Raw genomic sequence first — 19,756 nt, 5'->3', positions numbered from 1 at the left:
TGAACTGGCCGTGTCTGCTTGGTGGTGAAGCTAGAAAACTATTCAGTCGGCCGCAAGGTGTCAATGCCCGCGAATCGCCTGAAAGGCGTATCGGACCGCAGATCACACGTCAATCCACTCACATTCATCCCGGCGTCACCGGCAGGCAACCGGGCCGTCGGACGGCCCGGCTCAGACCTTGGCCAGCGGGAGCACCAGCACCGCCTCGGTGCCGCCGGTCGGACCGGGGCGCAGCTCGATGCTGCCGCGCAGCTCCCCGGTGACCAGCGCCCGGACGATCTGGAGCCCGAGCCGCCCGCCCCGGTCGGCGTCGAACTCGGCCGGCAGCCCGCGCCCGTTGTCGGTCACCGAGACGTGCAACTGCTTGCGCTGCCGGTGCGCCGAGACGACCACCTCCGGCCGGACGTCCGGCTCGGCCGCCTCGCCGCCCTCCTCGACCGGTGGGAAGCCGTGCTCGACCGCGTTGAGCAGCAGCTCGTTGAGCACCATCACCAGCGAGGTGGCGATCTCGGCGGGCAGCACCCCGAAACTGCCGGTCCGGCGCATCCCGACGCTCACCTCGGTCGCGGCCACCTCGGTCGCCGCGCTCGCCACCCGGTCGACGATCCCGTCGAACTCGACCGCCTCGTCGCTGGACATGGAGAGCGTCTCGTGCACCAGGGCGATGGAGGCGACCCGGCGTACCGACTCCTCCAGGGCGACCCGGGCCTCCGGCATCGACACCCGGCGGGCCTGCAGGCGCAGCAGCGCGGCGACGGTCTGGAGGTTGTTCTTCACCCGGTGGTGGATCTCCCGGATGGTGGCGTCCTTGGTGATCAGGGCCCGGTCGCGGCGGCGTACCTCGGTGATGTCGCGGACCAGGACCAGCGCGCCGATCGGCACCCCGGCGGGCATCAGCGGCAGTGCCCGGGTCAGCATGGTCGCCCCCCGGGCGTCGATCTCCCGGCGCGGCGGCCCCTCGCCGCGCAGCGCGGCGAGGATGCCGTTGGCCGCCTCGGTGCCGTCCAGCGGGTCGCTGGCCAGCCGGCGGTGCAGCTTGGCCAGGTCCTCGCCCACCAGGTGGGAGGCGTAACCCAACCGGCGGTACGCCGACTGCGCGTTCGGGCTGGCGTAGGTGACCTTGCCGTCCGCGTCGAGGCGGACCAGCCCGTCGCCGACCCGGGGCGCGGAGGTCGTCTCGCCCGGGTGCCGGGGCGGCGGGAAGGTGCCGTCGGCGATCATCTGGGCCAGGTCGTCGGCGGTGGTGAGGTAGTTCAGCTCCAGCTGGCTGGGGGTGCGGGCGGTGGACAGGTTGGTGTCCCGGCCGACCACCGCGATCACCTCGCCGGCCTCCCCCTCGGCGGTGCGCAGCCGGACCGGGATCGCCTCGTGCCGGGCCGGCACGTCGCCGTACCAGACCGGGTCGCCCTCCCGCCAGATCCGGCCCTGCCGGTACGCCACCTCCAGGTGGGCCACCTCCGGCCCGCCCACGATCCGCCCCACCTGGTCGTCCAGGTAGGCCGTCGGGGCGGTCGTCGGGCGGACCTGGGCGACGCAGAGGAACGTGCCGTCGTCGTCCACCGGCACCCACAGCAGCAGGTCGGCGAAGGACAGGTCGGACAGCAACTGCCAGTCGCCGGCGATCCGGTGCAGGTGGTCGATGTCGGCCGGGCGGAGCTTGGTGTGCTCCTCGGCGAGGTCGCGCAGCGTGGACACGGACACAGCGTGCCACGGCCGCCGGTGTCCCGTCCCGCTGGCCGACCCGTCACATCGTCGCGGTGACCTTCTTCAGGCCGCGCGGGGCGTCCGGGTCCTCACCCCGGGCCAGCGCCAGGGCCAGCGCGAGGCGCTGCAGGGGCAGGATGTCCAGCAGCGGGGCGTACCGCTCGTCGACCTCGGGCACCGCCATCCGGGTGGCCCCCTCGACCTCGGCCGAGCCGACCACCACCACGTCGGCCCGCCGCTCGCCGAGCCGGGGCAGCACCTCGCCCATCGACCGGCCACCGGGGCCGGAGCCGACCACGGCCAGCACCGGGACGTCCGGGTCGGTCATCGCCAGCGGACCGTGCAGCAGATCGGCGCCGGAGAAGGCGAGCGCCGGCAGGTAGCTGGTCTCCATCAGCTTCAGCGCCGCCTCCCGGGCGGTCGGGTAGGCGTACCCCCGGCCGGTGGTGACGAGCTGACCGGCGAACCGGTAGCGCGGGGCGAGCTGGGTCGGGGTGGGGTCGGCCAGGGTGCGCCCGGCCAGCTCGGGCAGGCGCTCCAGGGCGGCCCGCTGGTCGGTCGGCAGCACACCGTCGCCGGCCCGGATCCCCTCCACCAGCAGCAGCAGGGCGAGCAGCTCGGCGGTGTACGTCTTGGTGGCGGCGACCGCCCGCTCGTGCCCGGCGGCGATGTCCACGCTCAGCTCGGCGGCCCGGGCCAGCGGCGAGTCGGGGGCGTTGGTGACCGCCAGGGTGAGCGCCCCGGCCTCGCGGGCGGTACGCAGCACCTCGGTGAGGTCGGGTGAGCCGCCGCTCTGGCTGACCCCGACCACCAGCGCCCCGGACAGGTCGGGGCGGGCGCCGTAGACGGTGACCGCGCTGGGCGAGGCGAGGCCGGCGGGCAGTCCGAGCCGGATCTCGGTGAGGTAGGCCCCGTAGAGGGCGGCGTGGTCCGAGGTGCCCCGGGCGGTGAACACCACGTGCCGGGGGCGGCGGCGCGCGACGACCGCCGCGACCCGGGCGATCTCCCCGGCGGGCCCGGCAGAGAGCAGGCGGGCGTAACCGGCGGGCTGCTCGTCGATGTCGGCGGCCATCCCGGCCCCTGGCTGTGTCACGGGGACTCCTCTCGCTGCGCGATCGACGCGCAATCCGTGTTCATTCTTGCACGATCCAGTCGCCCTCACCATCCATGTGAGCAGTAACGCGCAGAAGATCCACACATGTTGCCGGCATCCCCTACGCTTGCCCAGCCCTGGCAACCCCCTGCGAGCGAGAGGCCGACGTGTCGGAGGAGCCACCCGCGCTGACCGCGGCGGAGGAACTCGCCCTCGCCCGGCTCGCCCTCGACGAGGGCGACCTGACCCACGCCGCCGACCACCTCGCCGCCGCGCTGGTGCTGGCACCGACCCTGCCCGACACGCACGAGACGCTCACCCGGATCGCCGCCGCCTCCGGCGGGGACCTCGACCTCTTCCCGCTCGGCCAGCGCGCACACGTCGGGGCCGTGGTCGCCCGCGCCCATCTGCTCGCCGCCGCCGGCCGCCCGGCCGAGGGGCTCGACCTGCTGGTCGCCGCCACCGGTCACGCGCCCGGCGTCGACTGGGCCGGGGTGCCCTGGGTGACCGATCCCGACCTCGCCGGCCGGCTCGATCCGGACCGGTGCGCCCGGATCCTGATGCAGGTCTGCGCCGCCGCGCCGGACCCGGTACCCCGGATCGGGCGGGCGCCGCTACAGCCCTACCTCACCCTCGCCCGGCACGCGGTCGCCGCGTACCCCCGGCACGCCCTCCTGCTCGGCGCGGCGTCCGCGCTGGCCCGGCGGCTCGGCGAGGTCACCCTGGCGGTCACCTGGGCCAGCCGGGGGGTACGCCTCGCGCCGTCCAAGCTCGGCGAGGTCTGGCTCGGGTACGCGTACCGCAGCGCCGGCCGGACCCGGGAGGCCCTGGCCGCGCTGGAACGGGCCGTCGGGCACGACCCCGACGACCTCGCCGTCTACGCGGACATCGCCGGCACCCTGGCCGACCACGGCCGGCTCGACCAGGCCCTCGCCTGGATCGACCGGGCGCTGGCCCGCGACCCGACCTTCGACTGCGCGGTGCACACCGCGCACCGGCTGCGTTTCCTGCGCGACGGCGACGTCGGCCACCTGGTCGCCCTGGCCGACTTCACCCGGGACCACCCCGACGACAGCCACGAGCACACCGACCTCGCCGAATCCTGCCGCAGCCGCCCCTGGCTGGGTCAGGTCACCCCGGCCACCGGCGCCATGGTCGACGCGCTGCGCCGGGCGCTCGCCGCCGACGGCCTCCCCGACGCGGCGGTCCACCTCGACACGCTGGAGCCGCCGAGCGCGATGCGGACCGTCACCGCCGCCGTGCCCGGCCTCTACGTCGAGGTGACCGGGGTCGCCGACCCGGATCCGCGGGAGCCGCGCCGGGCCACCGAGTGCCGGCTCTGGCGCTACGACGGCACCACCGCCGCACCCACCCTGCCGACCCCGTCCACCGCCGCCGCCGACCGGGTACGCCAGCTCGCCCACCCGGCGTGGCCGCACCCGCCGGCCGCGTACGACGCGGCGGTCGGGCTGGCCACCCTGGAGCTGACCGACCTACTCGGCCTGCTGGTGCACCCGCCCGAGGCGCCGCCCACCGCGCTGGGCCGGGTGCTCACCGGCCAGGATCCGTCGCTCTGGGTGCGCTGCGTGCAGGTCTGGGCCTGCCTCGGCCTGCTGCACCACCGCACCGACGAGGCGTGGGCCAGCTCGACCCGCCGCCGGGTGCTGGTCGAACTGATCTGGGGCGTCGAGGACTGGATCACCGAGGCGGCGCTGTTCGCGCTGGTCACCGCCGCCTGGGTGGACCCGGAGGTACGCGCCGACGTGGCCGGGCTGGTGGCCGAGCGCCTCGCCGACGTGGCGGCCGTCGCGCAGGGCCGGCCGGTGCCGATCGCCGTCTCCCTGGCCCACCTGGCGCTGGCCACCCCGGCCGTGGATCCGACCACCACCGCGCTGGCCCACCGGTTGCTCGTCGCGCCGGCCCGGCCCGGCCGGCGCGGTCGGCTGGCCCGCGCCTGGCGTCGCCTCACCGCCGTGCTGCGCCGTCGCCGCGCCGCATGATCCACTCTCGGGAGGCGAGGTAGCGGTATCCGCCGCGCCGGAACGCCGCCACATCGGCCCAGGCGAGTCGATCATGGAGTGGGTGGGGTCGGGAACGGCGCGCGGCCGGTCCACCCCCGGCTGGGAGCGGACCGGCCGCGACGAACGGGTCGGTGGGGTGGGTCGGTCAGACCGGGGCCTTACCGAGGGCGACCTCGGCCTTCTCCTCGGGCGTGGCGTCCGCCGCCGGGACGTCGTTCGCCGTACGGAGCGGGATCTCCCTGATGAACCAGGCGAGCACCGGCACCGCGATCGTGATGATCATCGCCCAGAAGAAGACGTGTGAGATGGCGTCGGAGAGGCCACCGAGCACCGCCGCGCGGGCCTGCGCCGGCAACTCCCCGAGCTTCTCCAGATCCAGCCCCCGGCCCTCGCCGGTGCCGCCACCGAAGGCGCCGCCGGCGGTCGAGCCGGCGAGCCGGTTGGCGAAGATGGCGCCGAACAGCGAGATGCCGAACGAGCCACCGATCGACCGGAAGAAGGTGGCCGCGCCGCTGGCCGCGCCGAGGTCCTTCTGCTCCACGCTGTTCTGCGCGATCAGCATCGAGGTCTGCATCAGGAAGCCCATGCCGGCCCCGAGGACCAGCATGTACAGCGACGTCTCGACCTTGCCGGTGTCGACCTCCAGCCGGGACAGCAGCGCCATCCCGGCGGCCATCAGCACGCCGCCGGCGATCGGGTACATCCGGTAGCGACCGGTCTTGGTGATGGCCCGGCCGACCACCAGGGAGACCACCAGCATCCCGAACATCAGCGGGAGCAGGAGCAGGCCGCTGTTGGTGGCCGACGCCCCCTGCACGGTCTGCTGGTAGAGCGGCAGGAAGTTCATCGCGCCGAACATCGCGAAGCCGAGCAGGAAGGCGATCGCCGAGATCAGCGTGAAGTTGCGGTTGGCGAACAGGCCCAGCGGCAGGATCGGCTCGACGACCCGCCGCTCGACCAGGCCGAAGACGAGCAGGCTGACCAGCGCCAGCACGGCGAGCCCGAGGATCTGCGGGGAGGTCCAGTCGTACTCGTTGCCGCCCCAGGTGGTGACCAGCACGATGGCGGTGATGCCGACGGAGAGCAAGGCCGCACCCAGCCAGTCGATCTTGTGCTCGGTCCGGTACTTCGGCAGGTGCATGGTGGTGGCCAGGATCAGCAGCGCCAGGCCGCCGAGCGGCAGGTTGACGTAGAACGCCCAGCGCCAGGAGAGGTTGTCGGTGATGAAGCCGCCGACCAGCGGGCCGGCCACCATGGCGACCGCCATGATCCCGGCGATCATGCCCTGGTAACGCCCCCGCTCCCGGGGTGGCACCAGGTCGCCGATGATCGCCATCACGCCGACCATCAGGCCACCCGCGCCGAGGCCCTGGAGGGCGCGGAACGCGATCAGCTCGACCATCCCGTTGCCGGTGCCGCCCAGCAGCTCCGAACCGGACATCCCGCAGAGCATCGACCCGATCAGGAAGATGACCACCGAGGTCAGGAAGACCGCCTTGCGGCCGTACAGGTCACCCAGCTTGCCCCAGATCGGGGTGGAGACCGTGGTGCCCAGCACGTACGCGGTGACCACCCAGGTGAAGTGGTTGACGCCGCCGAACTCGCTGACGATCCGCGGCAGGGCCGTGCTGACGATCATGTTGTCGAGCATCGCGAGCATCATCGCGATCATCAGACCGAACAGCACCACCCTGATGTTGGGTTTCGCCGTCGCCTGAGTTTCCTGAGTCATGGGTAAGCTCCCCCGGAGATCTGTCACACTTACTTGCCGCCCGGCTAGTCACCTTACTAGCCGCACGGTAAGTTGGGCAGCAGTGGCCCGTCAAGTGAGTTGGGTGGTGCAGGTGAGTCAGAGCACAGGCGGCACACGGGAGCGCATCCGGGCCGTCGCACTGGAGCTCTTCACCGAGCAGGGCTACGAGAAGACCTCGCTGCGGGAGATCGCCGAACGGCTCGGCGTGACCAAGGCCGCCCTCTACTACCACTTCAAGAGCAAAGAGGAGATCGTCAACAGCTACGTCGAGGACCGGCTGTACCGAATGGACGAGCTGATCGACTGGGCGCACGGGCAACCGGCCACCCGGGCCACCCGACGTGCCCTGGTCAGCCAGTACGCCGACACGATGTTCGCCGCCGGGCAGCCCCCGGTGATGCGCTTCTTCGAGCAGAACCAGACGGTGCTCAAGAGCCTCACCGCCGGCCAGCAGATGCGGGAACGGATGTACCGGCTGGCCGACGCCATCTGCCTCGGCGACGACTCGCCCCGCGCCCAGATCCGGGCCGCCCTGCTCCTGTTCGCCGTGCACAGCAGCTGGTTCGCCGTCCGGAATCCGGACATCTCCGACGACGAACGCAAGGCGATCGCCCTTGAGGTGGCCGACGAGCTGCTGGCCGGCTTCGACGACTAGACCGGCACCGGCCGGCGTGCCCCGGGGCGGACGGGTCAGGTCGGCCCGCCGGTCAGGCCGGCCCGCCGGTCAGGCCGGCCCGCCGGTCAGGTCGTAGCGCAGGGCGAGCAGGTCGACGCCCGGCAGCGGCGACCAGTCCCGGTCCGGGGTGCGGGCGAAGCCGAGCCCCGCGTACAACCGGTGGGCGGCCTCGGCGAGCCCGCTACGGACGCAGATGACCACCGCCGAGCAGCCCTGTGCGGCGGCCCGGGACAGGCAGGCCCGGACCAGCGCCACACCCGCACCCCGCCCCTGGGCGGCCGGGTCCACCGCCAGCATCCGGAACTCCGCCTCGCCCGGCGCGGACAACTCCGCGTACGGGCTGCCGGGCAGCACGAAGGTGACCGAGCCGAGCACCACCCCGGTCGTCCGGTCGACGGCGACCAGGACCTCACCCTCCGCCGCCCGGGTCGCCACGTCGGCCAGCGTCACCCCGTAGCCGTTCTCGCCCTTGAGCTGGCCGTCGGCCTCGTACGCGGCGACGGTCAGCCGGGCCACCGCCGCGAACTCGGCCGGCACCGCCCGCCGGACCAGCAGCCCGGCCGACCGGTCGCCGGGGATCAACCGATCACCGCGATCAGGTCACCGTCCTGCACCACGTCGCCCTCGTTGACCGCGAGCTGCTCGACCACGCCGTCGGACTCGGCGAGGACCGGGATCTCCATCTTCATCGACTCCAGGATCACCAGCGTGTCCCCCTCCGACACGCTGTCCCCGGTCGACGCCACGACCTTCCACACGTTGGCCACCATCTCGGCGCGGATCTCCTCGGCCATCACGGCCCTCCCTCTCCACCGGGTGTGTCTGCGTCGGTATCCAATCACGTGCCGGCCCCGCACGGGCAGGGAGCGCGACAGCGGAGTGCGGACCCGGGCGCGGTGAGCGCGGCACCGGATCCACCGGTGTCCGCGCACCGACCGGGGTACCGTCGCCGCCCCGGCGCGGTGGCAGGGGGCGGTCGCACTAGCATCATCGGGTCGGACCCCGACGCCGGGCGGACCGGCGGCGGCACCGGTGCCGAGGGTCGCCGCGGCAGGGGTCGGACCGATCACGAGGAGGTCAGCATGGCGAAGAAGGCCCGCAAGAAGAAGGCCCGCAAGAAGAGCAGCGCGAACCACGGCAAGCGCCCCAACTCCTGAGTCTCCCGACGGGCATCCGTCGCGACACCAGGTCCGGCCCGGAGCCGGACAGGCCGGTGGCCCGGGTCGAACCGACCCGGGCCACCGTCGTCACGTGCCCTACTCGGCGAGTTCGCGCGACTCGCTGGCCTCGAAGACCACCAGCTCGGTGAGGCGCACCCGCAGCCGCTCCCGCAGCTGGTCGGGGGCGGTCTCGTTGCCGCAGCACCGCGCCACCAACGCCCGCACCTCCTGCTCGATGCCGTACTCCCGCAGGCACGGCCCGCACTCGTCCAGGTGGTAGCGGATCAGCGAGCGCCGCTCCTCGGCACACTCCAGGTCCAGGTAGAGGTAGACCTCGGCGAGCACTTCCCGGCAGTCCGTCTCGTGCGGCTTCCCACAGCTCACGTCACACCTCCCGGCTGGCAGCGGCGGTGGAGCCCTTCGCGGGCTGGGCGGCGCTGAACCCGCGCTCGGCGGCGTACCGCTCAAGCAGCTTGCGCAGATTACGACGTCCGCGGTGCAGCCGCGACATCACGGTGCCGATCGGCGTGCCCATGATGTCGGCGACCTCCTTGTACGAGAAGCCCTCGACGTCGGTGAGGTAGACCGCCAGGCGGAACTCCTCCGGCAGCTGCTGGAGCGCGTCCTTGACGTCGCTGTCCGGCAGCCGGTCCAGCGCCTCGGTCTCCGCCGACCGCAACCCGCTGGAGGTGTGCGACTCGGCCTCGGCGAGCTGCCAGTCGGTGATCTCCTCGGTCGGCGCCTGGATGGGCTGCCGCTGCCGCTTGCGGTAGGAGTTGATGTAGGTGTTGGTCAGGATCCGGTAGAGCCAGGCCTTCAGGTTGGTACCCTGCTCGAACTGGTGGAAGGCGGCGTACGCCTTCAGGTACGTCTCCTGGACCAGATCCTCGGCATCGGCCGGGTTCCGCGTCATCCGCAGCCCGGCAGCGTAGAGCTGATCGACGAAGGGCATTGCGTCCCGCTCGAAGCGGGCCCTGCGCTCGTCCGTCTTCTCGGTGGTCAACCGCACATCCCCTCGCGTCGGATGCTGTCCCGCCGAGGATACGCGGACGAACCGGTCCGCAGCTTCGGTTCCGCCGGGTGTGCCGGTGCTCACCGCCGCGGCGCCGTCCCCCACCGCCGGCCAGTCCGGGCCGTCCAGTAGCCGTCTGAGCCGCCGCGCGCCCCGCTCGTCACGCTCCCGGCTCCGTGTCTCGGTCGGCACCGGTCACACCCCCCTCGCCAGATTGCTCGTCCGGGAGTCGTAACGCCCGCCCGTGGGCCGGGCATTCCACCGGCCCCCGCTCCTGGTCCCGGCCCGACCGGTCGGCTACCGGGGAGCTGGGACCAGGAAGGGCCTGGGAGGGACGGTCCCGACCACCCGAACCGGAAGGCCGACACCATCGGATGCAACGACGGCTCCGCCGGGGCGGAAACGGGTGGCCAGCGCGCCGGCCGACCCACGACGCAGCGCCGGCCGACCCTGGCGCAGCGCCGGTCGGCCGCCCGGCGTGCGGAGGCCGGCCGGCCCGCCCAGGGGTCGGAACCGGTCAGCGCGCCCACCGGCGGTCGCGCAGCCAGGCGAGCACCGCGCCGGCCACCCCGCTCGGATCCTGGCGCAGGTCGTGACGTTCGCCACGGCGGACCACCACCTCGACCGGGCCACCGGCGGTGGGCACCCCGAACGGATCCCGGTCGCCGTTGACGACCAGCGTCGGCAGCCCGGTGGCCAACTCGTCGGCCCGGGACCGCTCCGGGCGGCCGGGCGGGTGCAGCGGGAAGGCCAGCGCGACCACCCCGACCGCGCCCACCGTACGTGCCGTCCGGCAGGCCACCCGGGCACCGCTGGACCGCCCACCGACCAGCAGCGGTACGTCCGGATGCCGGTTGCGCAGCACGGTCAGGGCCGCCGTCCACGCCTCGTCCAGGTGCGGCGCGGGGGCCGGCGCCCGGCGACCGGCCACCCGGTAGGGCTGGGTCATCCGGGCCACCAGCACCCCGGCGGCGCAGGCGGTGTCCCGCAGGGCCAGCAGGTCGGGCGCGTCCACCGACCCGCCCGCCCCGTGACCGAGCACGAGCAGGGACACCGGTGGCCCCACCGGCAGGTCGGTGTCGATCCGGGCCGGGCCACGGGGGGTGTCGAACTGCGCGAGGTGCGGCACCCGGTCATTCTGCGCCGCCCCCGGCGCAGCGCTCAGCTCGACCGCGCCAGAGGTCGCTTCAACGGCACCAGGGGCCGGCTCGACAGCACCAGGGGCCGGCTCGACGACGCCAGGGGCCGGCTCGACGACGCCAGGGCTCAGCTCAACGGCACCAGGGTGAGGAGGCGGTCCCGTACCGGTGGGCCGGCGGCGTCGGCGGCGTCGGGGTCGGACTCGACCTCGCCGCGCCAGGCGACCAGCATCGCCCGGCGCTCGCGGGGCGTGGTGCCGCCCCACACCCCGTGGGTGTCGCCCACCTCCAGTGCCCAGGCCAGGCAGGATCCCTGGACGTCACAGCTTCGGCACAGCTCGACCGCCGCGTCGGCCGGTTCGTTGGGTGCCGGAAAGAACGTCTCCGGATCCACGCTCTGACAGGTTCCCCTGGTACGCCAGGCTTCGTCGGAACGGCGGTCCCGCAGTGCCCGCAGCAGTCGCGGATCTCGTCGTGCGGCGGCCACCTCGTGTGGTCGGGGCATACGCGCCCGGGTCATGACACCCACCTCCCCCGTGGGACCGGCAAGATCGACCGGCGTCGTTCGCACCGCGCGAAGACGCTCTCAGTGCCAGCGCTGTGTTCTATCGCACTGTCGGCTACCGGGACAAGAGGTGTGCCGGAAAGATGACGAAAGGTCCGAGCGACTTTTCATCTACAACTCGGCTAATTCGTGCGCGCCAATGTCACCTATTGCGATCAGAACAGGGCGCTCTCCCCGTGGGAGCGTTCCCGGTCCACCGCCACCCGCTCGGTCAGCCCGGGACCGTCGTTACGGACGTCGCCCACCGCCCGACCGACCGGCCGGATCTCCAGCCCGGCCAGCCACCCCGGCGACGGGGGGACGAGCAGCGCCGCCGGATCGTCGGCCGGCGCCAGCCAGTCCGCCCACCGGTCGGCGGGCAGCAGCAGCGGCATCCGGTCGTGCACCTCGGCCAGCTCGCCCACCGCCGCCGTGGTGAGCACGCTGAAGGTCAGCGACTCCCGGCCCGACCAGATACCGGCCAGCGCCAGCACCGACCCGTCGCGCGGGGTCATGAAGTACGGCTGCTTGCCACCGTCGCGCCGGCGCACCCACTCGTACCAGCCGTCGGCCGGGACCAGGCAGCGGCGGCGGGCGAACGGCACGGCGTACGCCCGGCTGGTGGCGACCGTCTCGACCCGCGCGTTGATCATGCGGGCGGCTCCGGCGGCCGACGTCGCCCAGTGCGGCACCAGCCCCCAGCGGCCCACCGAGAGCACCCGCCCCCGGTCCGGGTCGACCCGGACCACCGGCACCGGGTCGGTCGGCGCGACGTTGTGGTCGGGCCGGAGCCCGCCGTCGGTGTCGTCCGACGCCTCGAAGACGGCGCTCAGGTCCCCGGCGCTCCGGGTCGTCGCGTACCTGCCGCACATGGCGCCCACGGTAACCCGCCGCGCCACCGGCGGCTGTCCCGACAGCCGGGAGTCGACCGACGGCCGACCCGACGCCCCCGCCGGGTTGGCAGAATGTGACCGTGGGAAACCTGACCGCCACCCGTGCGCAACAGCCCTGGACCGCACCGACCGCCAGTGACCCGGTGACGGCGACGCTCCGCCTGCCCGGCTCCAAGTCGATGACCGCCCGCGCCCTGGTGCTCAGCGCCCTGGCCGGCGGCCCGTCGACGCTGCATGGGCCGCTGCGCGCCCGGGACACCGAGTTGATGGCGGGCGGGCTGCGCGCGATGGGCGCGCACGTGTCGGTCTCCGACGACGAGCGTTGGCTGGTCCGGCCGCACCGGCTGGTCGGCCCGGCCCACGTCGACGTGGGGCTCGCCGGCACGGTGATGCGGTTCGTCCCGCCGGTCGCCGGCCTCACCGAGGGCCGGGTCACCTTCGACGGCGACCCGCAGGCCCGGGTCCGGCCGCTCGGCCCGCTGATCGGCGCGCTGCGTTCCCTCGGCGTCCGGATCGACACGCCGGCCACCGGCAGCCTGCCCCTGGTGGTGCAGGGCGGCGGCCGGGTCACCGGCGGCGAGGTGGTGATCGACGCCTCCGCCTCCAGTCAGCTCGTCTCCGGCCTGCTGCTCGCCGGGGCACGCTTCGACCGGGGCGTGGTGGTCCGGCACGAGGGGCCGCCGGTGCCGTCCGCGCCGCACCTGCGGATGACGGTGCAGATGCTGCGGGCCGCCGGGGCGGCCGTCGACGACAGCGTCGCCGATCTCTGGGTGGTCGAGCCGGGACCGCTCGCCGGCCGGAGCTGGGAGATCGAGCCCGACCTCTCCGGCGCGGTGCCGTTCTTCGCCGCCGCCCTGCTCACCGGCGGTGAGGTGACGTTGCAGGGGTGGCCGCACAGCAGCGTCCAGCCGGTCGAGCAGCTCCGCTCCCTGCTGCACCGGATGGGCGGCGAGGTGACCCTGACCACCGCCGGGCTCACCGTCCGCGGCACCGGCACCGTGCACGGCCTGTCCGCCGACCTGTCCGACGTCAGCGAGCTGACCCCGGTGCTGACCGCCCTGGCCCTGCTGGCCGACTCGCCGTCCACCTTCACCGGGGTCGGGCACATCCGGGGGCACGAGACCGACCGGCTCGCCGCCCTGGCCCGTGGGTTCACCGCCCTCGGGGCCGACCTCACCGAGACCGCCGACGGGCTGGAGATCCGGCCCCGGCCCCTGCGCGGGGGTGCCTTCCGCACCTACGCCGACCACCGGATGGCACACGCCGCCGCGGTCGCCGGGCTCGTCGTCGGCGGCATCGAGGTGGACGACGTGGCGTGCACCTCGAAGACCATGCCGGAGTTCCCGGCACTATGGTCGGCGATGGTGACCGGCGAGAGCTGACGGCGGAGGGGGCAGGTCCTGACGACCAGACGACGGGAGTACGACGAGGACGACGTACGGATCCGGCCCGGCCGGTCCTCGCGTCCGCGTACCCGGACCCGCCCCCGGCACGACGACGCGGTGGACGGGTTCGTGATCGCCGTCGACCGGGGCCGGTACACCTGCGTGCTCCCGGACACCCCCGACGACGGCGCGGTCACCGCCATGCGGGCGCGCGAGCTGGGCCGCAAGTCGGTGGTGGTCGGCGACCGGGTGAGCCTGGTCGGCGACGTGTCCGGCGCGGACGGGGCGCTGGCCCGGATCGTCCGGATCGTCGAACGGCGCTCGGCGCTGCGGCGCACCGCCGACGACGACGAGAACACCGCCGAGGGGCGGCACGAACGGGTGGTGGTCGCCAACGCCGACCAGCTCGTGATCGTCAGCGCGCTGGCCGACCCGCCGCCCCGGACCGGATTCATCGACCGCTGCCTGGTCGCCGCGTACGACGCCGGTATCGAGCCGCTGCTCTGCCTGACCAAGGCCGACCTGGCCGGCCCGGACCAGGTGGTCGGCTACTACGCCGAGCTGGAGCTGCCGTACGTGCTGGTCCGGCCGGACTCCGACCTGGACGCGCTGCGCACCCTGCTCGCCGGCCGGGTGTCGGTGCTGGTGGGACACTCCGGGGTCGGCAAGTCGACGCTGGTCAACCGGCTGGTGCCGGACGCGCTGCGGACGGTCGGCGTGGTCAGCGCGATCGGCCGGGGCCGGCACACCTCGACCAGCGCGGTGGCGTTGCGGCTGCCCCGGACCCCGGACGCCGACGGCGACCCCGGCTGGATCGTGGACACCCCAGGGGTCCGCAGCTTCGGGCTGGCCCACGTCTCGGCCGAGAGCCTGCTGCACGGCTTCCCCGATCTGGTGGAGGGGACGGTGGACTGCCCACCGAACTGCCCGCACACCCCGGACGAGGCGGACTGCGCGCTGGACGCGTGGGTGGCCACCGGCAAGGCTGACCAACGCCGGCTGGCCTCGTACCGTCGGCTGCTGGCCTCCCGGTCCGGCGACGGCGACCCCCGCGAGCCCGAGCGCAACCCCGGCGACCCCCTCGCCGGCTCCTGACCCCGCCCCCTCCCCCGCACCCCCCACCCCGACGCTCCGCACGTAGTCGACCCACCCCGGTGATCAAGAGGTTCGCGTCACCCCACCGGCCACCCGATGCCCCAAACCTCTTGATCACCGGACCCATCAGCCGGGCAGACGGGCGAGACCACGTTGGCGGTCGGTGATCAAGAGGTTTGGGGTGGGGGGCGCGCTTGCCGGTGACTTGAACCTCTTGATCACCGGGGAGGGGCGGAGGGGCAGGAGGGGCGGAGGGGCAGGAGGGGCGGAAGAGGGGGTGGGGGCGGGAGAGGGGCGGGAGGTGGGGGTGGGCGGGAAAGACGGGGGTGGGAGGGGAGGGGCGGGGGTGTAGGAGAGGTGGGGGGTTAGGGTTTCGGGGTGACGGGGTATGCGGCGGACATCGATCTTGCTCATCGGCTCGCGGATGCTGCCGACGCCATCTCCATGGCCCGGTTCCGGGCGCTGGATCTGCGGGTGACCGCCAAACCGGACCTCACTCCCGTCTCCGACGCGGACACCTCGGTGGAGCGGGCGATCCGGGCGTTGCTGGCCACCCACCGGCCCGGCGACGGGCTGCTCGGCGAGGAGTACGGCGAACAGCCGGCGACCGGCCCGGACGACCGGCGCTGGGTGATCGACCCCATCGACGGCACCAAGAACTTCGTCCGGGGGGTACCCGTATGGGCGACCCTGATCGCCCTGCTGGAAGGGGACCGGCCGGTGGCCGGCCTGGTCTCCGCCCCTGCCCTGGGCCGGCGCTGGTGGGGCGCCTCCGGCATGGGCGCGTACGCCGGCCCGGACGCCTCCTCCGGCGAGCCGATCCGGGTCTCCGGGGTGGGCGACCTCGCCGACGCCAGCTTCTGCTACTCCTCGCTGACCGGCTGGGAGGCGGCCGGCCGGCTGGACGCGGTGCTCCAGTTGATGCGGGACACCTGGCGCAGCCGCGCGTACGGCGACTTCTACGGCTACATGTTGCTGGCCGAGGGGGCACTGGACGTGATGGTGGAGCCGGAACTCTCGCTCTGGGACGTCGCCGCGTTGGTGCCGATCGTCACCGCCGCCGGGGGTACCGTGACCACCCGCGAGGGGGTTCCCGCCCCTGGTGGGACGGCATCCGGCGAGATCAGCGCGATCGCCACCAACGGGCTGCTGCACACCGACGTCCTGTCCCGGCTGGGTCGGCCAACCGCGCGCTGAACCCACGCAACCCCTTATCCTCGCCAGGTGGTGTCCTCCGGTTGGTGCTTCCTCGCGGCGATGATCGTCGCGTACGGCTTCGCCAACATGCTCCAGTCGGTCGCCGCCGCCCGGACGACCGTGCACCACACCTTCGACCCGGGTCTGCTGCTGCGGCTGGCCGGGCACCGGACGTACCTGGTCGGGCTACTCTGCCAGGTCATCGGTTTCGTGCTGGCCTTCCTGGCCCGCCGGGATCTGCCGTTGTTCCTGGTCCAGGCGAGCGTGGCGGCCGGGCTGGGGGTGACCGCGCTGCTCGGGGTGGTGGTGCTCAAGTGGCGGCTGCCCGCCGCCGAGGTGGCGCTGCTGGTGCTGCTCTTCGCCGGGATCACCGCGCTGGTGCTCTCCGCCCAACCGGCCCCCTCCAAGGGGCTCGGCACCGCCGGCCTGATCGCCCTGACGGCGGCCCTCGGCGGGATCGGGCTGCTCGGCTTCTTCGCGGTACGGCTGCACGGGGCGCCCGGTTCGGTGGCCCTCGGCTCACTGGCCGGATTGGCGTTCTCCGCCGCCGCGGTGGCCGCCCGACCGCTCGCCTCCGCCCCGTCGGCCGAGGCGTTCGTCCGTGATCCGCTGCTCTACCTGCTGATCGTCCACTCGCTGGTGGGTCAGCTGCTGCTCGGCCTGGCGATGCAGCGCGGTTCGACCACGGCGGCCGTCGCCGCGATGGACGCCGCCGGGGCAGTGCCCGCCGCGATCGTCGGGCTGCTCCTGCTGGACGACAAGATCTGGCCGGGCCGGGAATGGCTGGCCGCCGTCGGCTTCCTGATCACCCTCGCCTCGGTGATCGGGCTCACCCGGTACGCCGCGCCCCAGCACCACCACCAGGCGGTGACCCGGGCGCCGGAACGCGTCATGGTGGGTGTCGTCCCCGCACCCGACCGACCGGCGCACCTGGCCGGCCCGCGTACCGCCGCAGCCAACCGCCGGTCGTAGGCCGGCCCCGCGCCCAGCGGCCACCCCGCCCGGCCGAACACCGCGGGCCGGGCGGACCGCTCAGACGCCGACCGGGCCGGCGGTCGTCCCCTCGACCGGGGTGTCGGTGTCGACCGGCACCGTGTCGGGCACCTCGACGGGCACCTCGGCCGGTGCCCGCCGGCCCACCACCCGCTCGTAGAGCCGCTCCAGGGCACCCGCCGTCCGTTCCCAGGTGTAGCTGCACCGGACCCGGTCCACCGCCGCGTGCCCGTACGCGAACCGTCCGGCGTTGTCGGCGAGCAGCCGCCGCAGCGTCATCCCGAGCGTCCGGATGTCGCCCGGCGGGACCAGCCGGCCGGTGACCTCGTCGACCACCGCGTCGGCGATCCCGCCCATGGCGTAGCCGACCACCGGTATCCCGCAGGCCATCGCCTCCAGGGAGACCCGACCGGCGGACGCGTAGTGCGGGGTGCAGGCCACCACGTCGGCGGAGCGGTACCAGGTCGCCAACTGGTCGTGCGGCACCGCACCGACCAGGGTGACCTGGTCGCCCACCCCGGCGCGCTCGGCCAGCTCGCGCAGCCGCCGGGCCTCGGCGTGGGTGGCCAACTGGTCCGGTGGCGGTCCACCGGCGATCACCAACTCCGCGTCGCCGACCAGCCGCATCGCCCGGATCAGGTCGTCCTGGCCGTGCCCGGCGGAGAGCCCGCCGACGGAGAGGATCCGGGCCCGCTGGTCCCGGGGGGCCGCCTCGCCGTCGGGGTGGAACCGCTCGATGTCCACCCCGGTCGGCACCATCGCCACCGAGGCGCGTCGCAACCCCATCCGGGTCAGCTCGTCGACCTCGTCGCTGCACTGGGCGACGGCCATGTCCACCGCCCGGGTGAGCGCCCGTTCCAGCGGTATCCGCTCACCGGGGCCGTCGTACTCCCGGCCGAGGTGGCGTCGTTGCTCGATGCCGAGCGAGTGGAAGGTCTGCACCACCGGGATGTCCGTCTCGCGGACCGCGTGCGCGGCGGCCAGGCCACCGACCCAGTAGTGCCCGTGCACCACCTCCGGCGTCCACTCCCCGACCCAGCGGTCGGCCAGCCAGCGGCCGAACTCGGAGACGTACCCGACCAGCTCGGCGGTGCCGGCGGGCCGGGCCGGGCCGACGGGCACCCGTTCCACCCGGTAGCCGTCGATCTCCGCGCTCGCCGGCAGGGCCGGGTCGTCGCGGCGCTCGTACACCCGGACGTCGTGGCCACGCACGGCCAGTTCCCCGGCGACCCGCGCGACGTGCTCGTGGGTGCCGACGGGTGGTCCTTCCGCGGGCCGGGACGGCCCGGCGTGCGCGCAGACGAGGCCGACGCGCATGGTGCACCTCCATGCGATCTGCGAGGGATGGTCCGGTCAGAGCGTCCCATTAACCTCGGGCCTACACCCCGAAACCTCGCAGATCGGAACCGGTCAGCGCTGGTCGGGCCGGGTGTGGGCGGTGACGCTCCACCGCGATCCGTGGTCCCGCCCCGGTATGACCCGGCCCGCTCGGGGGTACCGGGCAGAGATGCCGATGACCCGCATCCCCGCCGGGGCCGCCACGGTGGCCGGCGGGACCGACACCGCGACGACGTACCCCCTCGCCCGGCCCGGCGTCGCCCGGTGCCCCACGGCGGCCGTCCGCCTGCGGCCGCGACGAGGGGAACGACGGTGAGCGTCGCTGACCGGCCGCCGGCCCGGCCCGGCTCCGCCGCGACGGTCCGCCCGGCCGGGGCGGGCTGCCGGGTAGTGGCCGACGACACCTCGGCGCTGGTCCGGCTCAGCGGGGAGCTGGCCCCGACGGATCTCGACGGGGTGCGCGACGCGCTGCTCGCCCGCCTCGTCGACCGGCCCGGTCCGATCGTGGTCGACCTGGCCGGGCTGCGGGGCGCTGGACCGACCGTCGGCCGGCTGTTGGCCGGGGTACGGCAGGAGGTGGTCGACTGGCCCGCCGCCGAGCTGCTGGTGATCGACCCGGCCGGGGCGGTCACCGGGGTGGCCGCGGGTGAGCTGGCGGTCTTCCGCACCGCGGACGAGGCACTGGCCGCGTTGGCCCGCAAGCCGATGGCGGCGGTGCTGACCGAGGAGTTCACGCCGACGGTCGGGGCGGCACGCCGGGCACGGCAACTGGTCACCGACGGCTGCGACCGGTGGGGGGTGCCGGAGCTGACCGAGCCGGCCTGTATCGCGGTCACCGAGCTGGTCAACAACGTGGTGGCGCACGCCGGCACCCCGATGACGCTGCGGCTGGCCCCGGCGGACGGCACCCTGCACCTGGCCGTCCGGGACCACAGCCCACGGCAGCCCTGGTACGCGGGGCCGGCACCGCTCACCTCGGCCGGCGGCCGGGGGCTGCTGCTGATCGACACGGTGGCCCGATGCTGGGGCAGCACCCCGCTCCCGGACGGCAAGGTGATCTGGTGTGTGCTGCACGCCGAGGACGAGTCACCCGGGTACCGCGACTGATTTCGGTGCCTTCGTCCCGATCCGGGAGGCTGGACCCGGTTACCCGGGCCGTGGCAGTGGGTAGTGCTCAGCCATGCGCGACGACGAGTTCCCGACCCCCGTGTCCGACCCCGAGGCGCTCGGCCTGCCCGACACCGCCGACGACGACTCCACCGCCCACGACGACGTCCTGACCGGCCGCGAGGCGGACGGTCCGGACCCGGCGCAGCTGCCCGGGGACCGCACCCCGGTGGCCGTCGACGATTTCGGCACCACCGCCGAGGAGCAGCTCGACGGGGAGTCGCTGGACTACAAGCTCGACCGCGAGCAGTACGAGCGGCGGGCCGACGACCCGCTGGCCGGACCGGTCGACCCGGACATCGCCGCCGAGGCGGAGAACGAGGAGGCCGCCGCCCAGGCCCAGCTCGACGCCGACGTGCTGGACCCGGGGCCGACCTCGGACCCGAACTCCCCGGTCTCGATCTACGACCACGGTCAGCTCGGCACGGTCGCCGACGCGCAGGTGGGCCGCCTGGTCGAACCGGACGAGGGCGCCCGCACCGACCAGGAGACCGACAGCATCGCGTACGACGCGGGCGCGGCCGGCGGCGGCGCGAGCGCCGAGGAGCTGGCCATCCACGAGACCCGCCCGCCCGGGGCGCACTGA

20 protein-coding genes are annotated in these 19,756 nt (G+C 74.1%); 9 read left to right on the top strand and 11 right to left on the bottom strand.

Annotated features, from left to right (window positions below; genetic code table 11):
• Window positions 1–171 precede the first annotated feature (171 nt).
• Window positions 172–1,695, bottom strand: a complete 1,524-nt coding sequence (locus tag GA0070623_RS23395; protein ID WP_067312125.1) for a sensor histidine kinase — start codon at window positions 1,693–1,695, stop codon at window positions 172–174.
• Window positions 1,696–1,744: 49 nt separating this feature from the next.
• The gene (locus GA0070623_RS23390; protein ID WP_067312099.1) at window positions 1,745–2,776 is read right to left on the bottom strand and encodes an SIS domain-containing protein; all 1,032 of its coding nucleotides are present in this window, start codon (window positions 2,774–2,776) and stop codon (window positions 1,745–1,747) included.
• Window positions 2,777–2,964: 188 nt separating this feature from the next.
• Here GA0070623_RS23390 and GA0070623_RS23385 point away from each other — a divergent pair, with 188 nt between their 5' ends.
• A complete protein-coding gene (locus tag GA0070623_RS23385; RefSeq protein ID WP_067312096.1) occupies window positions 2,965–4,797 on the top strand; it encodes a tetratricopeptide repeat protein in 1,833 nt (610 codons plus the stop codon).
• A 166-nt stretch (window positions 4,798–4,963) separates the two neighbouring features.
• Here the strand turns inward: GA0070623_RS23385 and GA0070623_RS23380 are convergent, their stop codons facing one another.
• The gene (locus GA0070623_RS23380) at window positions 4,964–6,550 is read right to left on the bottom strand and encodes an MDR family MFS transporter (protein ID WP_067312092.1); all 1,587 of its coding nucleotides are present in this window, start codon (window positions 6,548–6,550) and stop codon (window positions 4,964–4,966) included.
• A gap of 112 nt (window positions 6,551–6,662) precedes the next feature.
• Between GA0070623_RS23380 and GA0070623_RS23375 the strand changes: the two genes are divergently transcribed.
• Window positions 6,663–7,226 carry a TetR/AcrR family transcriptional regulator gene (locus GA0070623_RS23375; RefSeq protein WP_067312122.1) on the top strand — a complete coding sequence of 188 codons (564 nt, stop codon included), beginning with the start codon at window positions 6,663–6,665 and terminating at the stop codon, window positions 7,224–7,226.
• A gap of 69 nt (window positions 7,227–7,295) precedes the next feature.
• On the opposite strand, the gene GA0070623_RS23370 is transcribed toward GA0070623_RS23375, so the two are convergent.
• Complete coding sequence (locus GA0070623_RS23370) at window positions 7,296–7,826, bottom strand: GNAT family N-acetyltransferase (protein WP_067312119.1); 531 nt, start codon at window positions 7,824–7,826, stop codon at window positions 7,296–7,298.
• Complete coding sequence (locus tag GA0070623_RS23365; RefSeq protein WP_067312089.1) at window positions 7,826–8,041, bottom strand: biotin/lipoyl-binding carrier protein; 216 nt, start codon at window positions 8,039–8,041, stop codon at window positions 7,826–7,828. Before GA0070623_RS23365 ends, GA0070623_RS23370 begins: the two co-directional genes overlap by 1 nt.
• Before the next feature lie 288 nt (window positions 8,042–8,329).
• Here GA0070623_RS23365 and GA0070623_RS31715 point away from each other — a divergent pair, with 288 nt between their 5' ends.
• Window positions 8,330–8,404 (top strand): 50S ribosomal protein bL37, encoded by a 75-nt coding sequence (locus tag GA0070623_RS31715; protein ID WP_369752275.1) that lies wholly within the window; start codon window positions 8,330–8,332, stop codon window positions 8,402–8,404.
• Between the two features lie 99 nt (window positions 8,405–8,503).
• Here GA0070623_RS31715 and rsrA read toward each other — a convergent pair whose 3' ends face one another.
• The 5 genes from rsrA to GA0070623_RS23335 form a co-directional block, all read right to left on the bottom strand.
• Window positions 8,504–8,791 carry a mycothiol system anti-sigma-R factor gene (gene rsrA / locus GA0070623_RS23355; RefSeq protein ID WP_067312082.1) on the bottom strand — a complete coding sequence of 96 codons (288 nt, stop codon included), beginning with the start codon at window positions 8,789–8,791 and terminating at the stop codon, window positions 8,504–8,506.
• A gap of 1 nt (window position 8,792) precedes the next feature.
• Window positions 8,793–9,611, bottom strand: a complete 819-nt coding sequence (locus GA0070623_RS23350; RefSeq protein ID WP_089004164.1) for a sigma-70 family RNA polymerase sigma factor — start codon at window positions 9,609–9,611, stop codon at window positions 8,793–8,795.
• Between the two features lie 325 nt (window positions 9,612–9,936).
• Entirely contained in the window at window positions 9,937–10,548 is a 612-nt protein-coding gene (locus GA0070623_RS23345; RefSeq protein ID WP_067312075.1) for an alpha/beta hydrolase family protein, read from the bottom strand.
• Window positions 10,549–10,685: 137 nt separating this feature from the next.
• The gene (locus GA0070623_RS23340) at window positions 10,686–11,078 is read right to left on the bottom strand and encodes a WhiB family transcriptional regulator (protein ID WP_067312072.1); all 393 of its coding nucleotides are present in this window, start codon (window positions 11,076–11,078) and stop codon (window positions 10,686–10,688) included.
• Window positions 11,079–11,278: 200 nt separating this feature from the next.
• Window positions 11,279–11,974 carry an SOS response-associated peptidase gene (locus GA0070623_RS23335; protein WP_067312068.1) on the bottom strand — a complete coding sequence of 232 codons (696 nt, stop codon included), beginning with the start codon at window positions 11,972–11,974 and terminating at the stop codon, window positions 11,279–11,281.
• Window positions 11,975–12,075: 101 nt separating this feature from the next.
• Between GA0070623_RS23335 and aroA the strand changes: the two genes are divergently transcribed.
• From aroA to GA0070623_RS23315, 4 genes are all read left to right on the top strand, one after another.
• Entirely contained in the window at window positions 12,076–13,377 is a 1,302-nt protein-coding gene (gene aroA, locus GA0070623_RS23330) for a 3-phosphoshikimate 1-carboxyvinyltransferase (protein ID WP_067312112.1), read from the top strand.
• A 204-nt stretch (window positions 13,378–13,581) separates the two neighbouring features.
• The gene (rsgA, locus tag GA0070623_RS23325; RefSeq protein ID WP_089004356.1) at window positions 13,582–14,475 is read left to right on the top strand and encodes a ribosome small subunit-dependent GTPase A; all 894 of its coding nucleotides are present in this window, start codon (window positions 13,582–13,584) and stop codon (window positions 14,473–14,475) included.
• A gap of 378 nt (window positions 14,476–14,853) precedes the next feature.
• Window positions 14,854–15,672: a histidinol-phosphatase gene (hisN, locus tag GA0070623_RS23320; protein WP_067315101.1), complete on the top strand. Its 819-nt coding sequence runs from the start codon at window positions 14,854–14,856 to the stop codon at window positions 15,670–15,672.
• A 60-nt stretch (window positions 15,673–15,732) separates the two neighbouring features.
• Window positions 15,733–16,644, top strand: a complete 912-nt coding sequence (locus GA0070623_RS23315; RefSeq protein WP_172898541.1) for a hypothetical protein — start codon at window positions 15,733–15,735, stop codon at window positions 16,642–16,644.
• Window positions 16,645–16,704: 60 nt separating this feature from the next.
• Here GA0070623_RS23315 and GA0070623_RS23310 read toward each other — a convergent pair whose 3' ends face one another.
• Window positions 16,705–17,982 carry a glycosyltransferase gene (locus GA0070623_RS23310; protein WP_067315105.1) on the bottom strand — a complete coding sequence of 426 codons (1,278 nt, stop codon included), beginning with the start codon at window positions 17,980–17,982 and terminating at the stop codon, window positions 16,705–16,707.
• Between the two features lie 333 nt (window positions 17,983–18,315).
• Here GA0070623_RS23310 and GA0070623_RS23305 point away from each other — a divergent pair, with 333 nt between their 5' ends.
• Both GA0070623_RS23305 and GA0070623_RS23300 read left to right on the top strand, forming a co-directional pair.
• Window positions 18,316–19,110, top strand: a complete 795-nt coding sequence (locus GA0070623_RS23305) for an ATP-binding protein (RefSeq protein WP_067315109.1) — start codon at window positions 18,316–18,318, stop codon at window positions 19,108–19,110.
• A 73-nt stretch (window positions 19,111–19,183) separates the two neighbouring features.
• Complete coding sequence (locus GA0070623_RS23300) at window positions 19,184–19,756, top strand: DUF5709 domain-containing protein (RefSeq protein ID WP_067315111.1); 573 nt, start codon at window positions 19,184–19,186, stop codon at window positions 19,754–19,756.

Origin of the sequence: Micromonospora rifamycinica, from assembly GCF_900090265.1 — a bacterium.
GTDB lineage: Bacteria > Actinomycetota > Actinomycetes > Mycobacteriales > Micromonosporaceae > Micromonospora > Micromonospora rifamycinica.
Note: the sequence above shows the minus strand (reverse complement) of the source record. Positions and strands in the feature narration are given on the sequence as shown.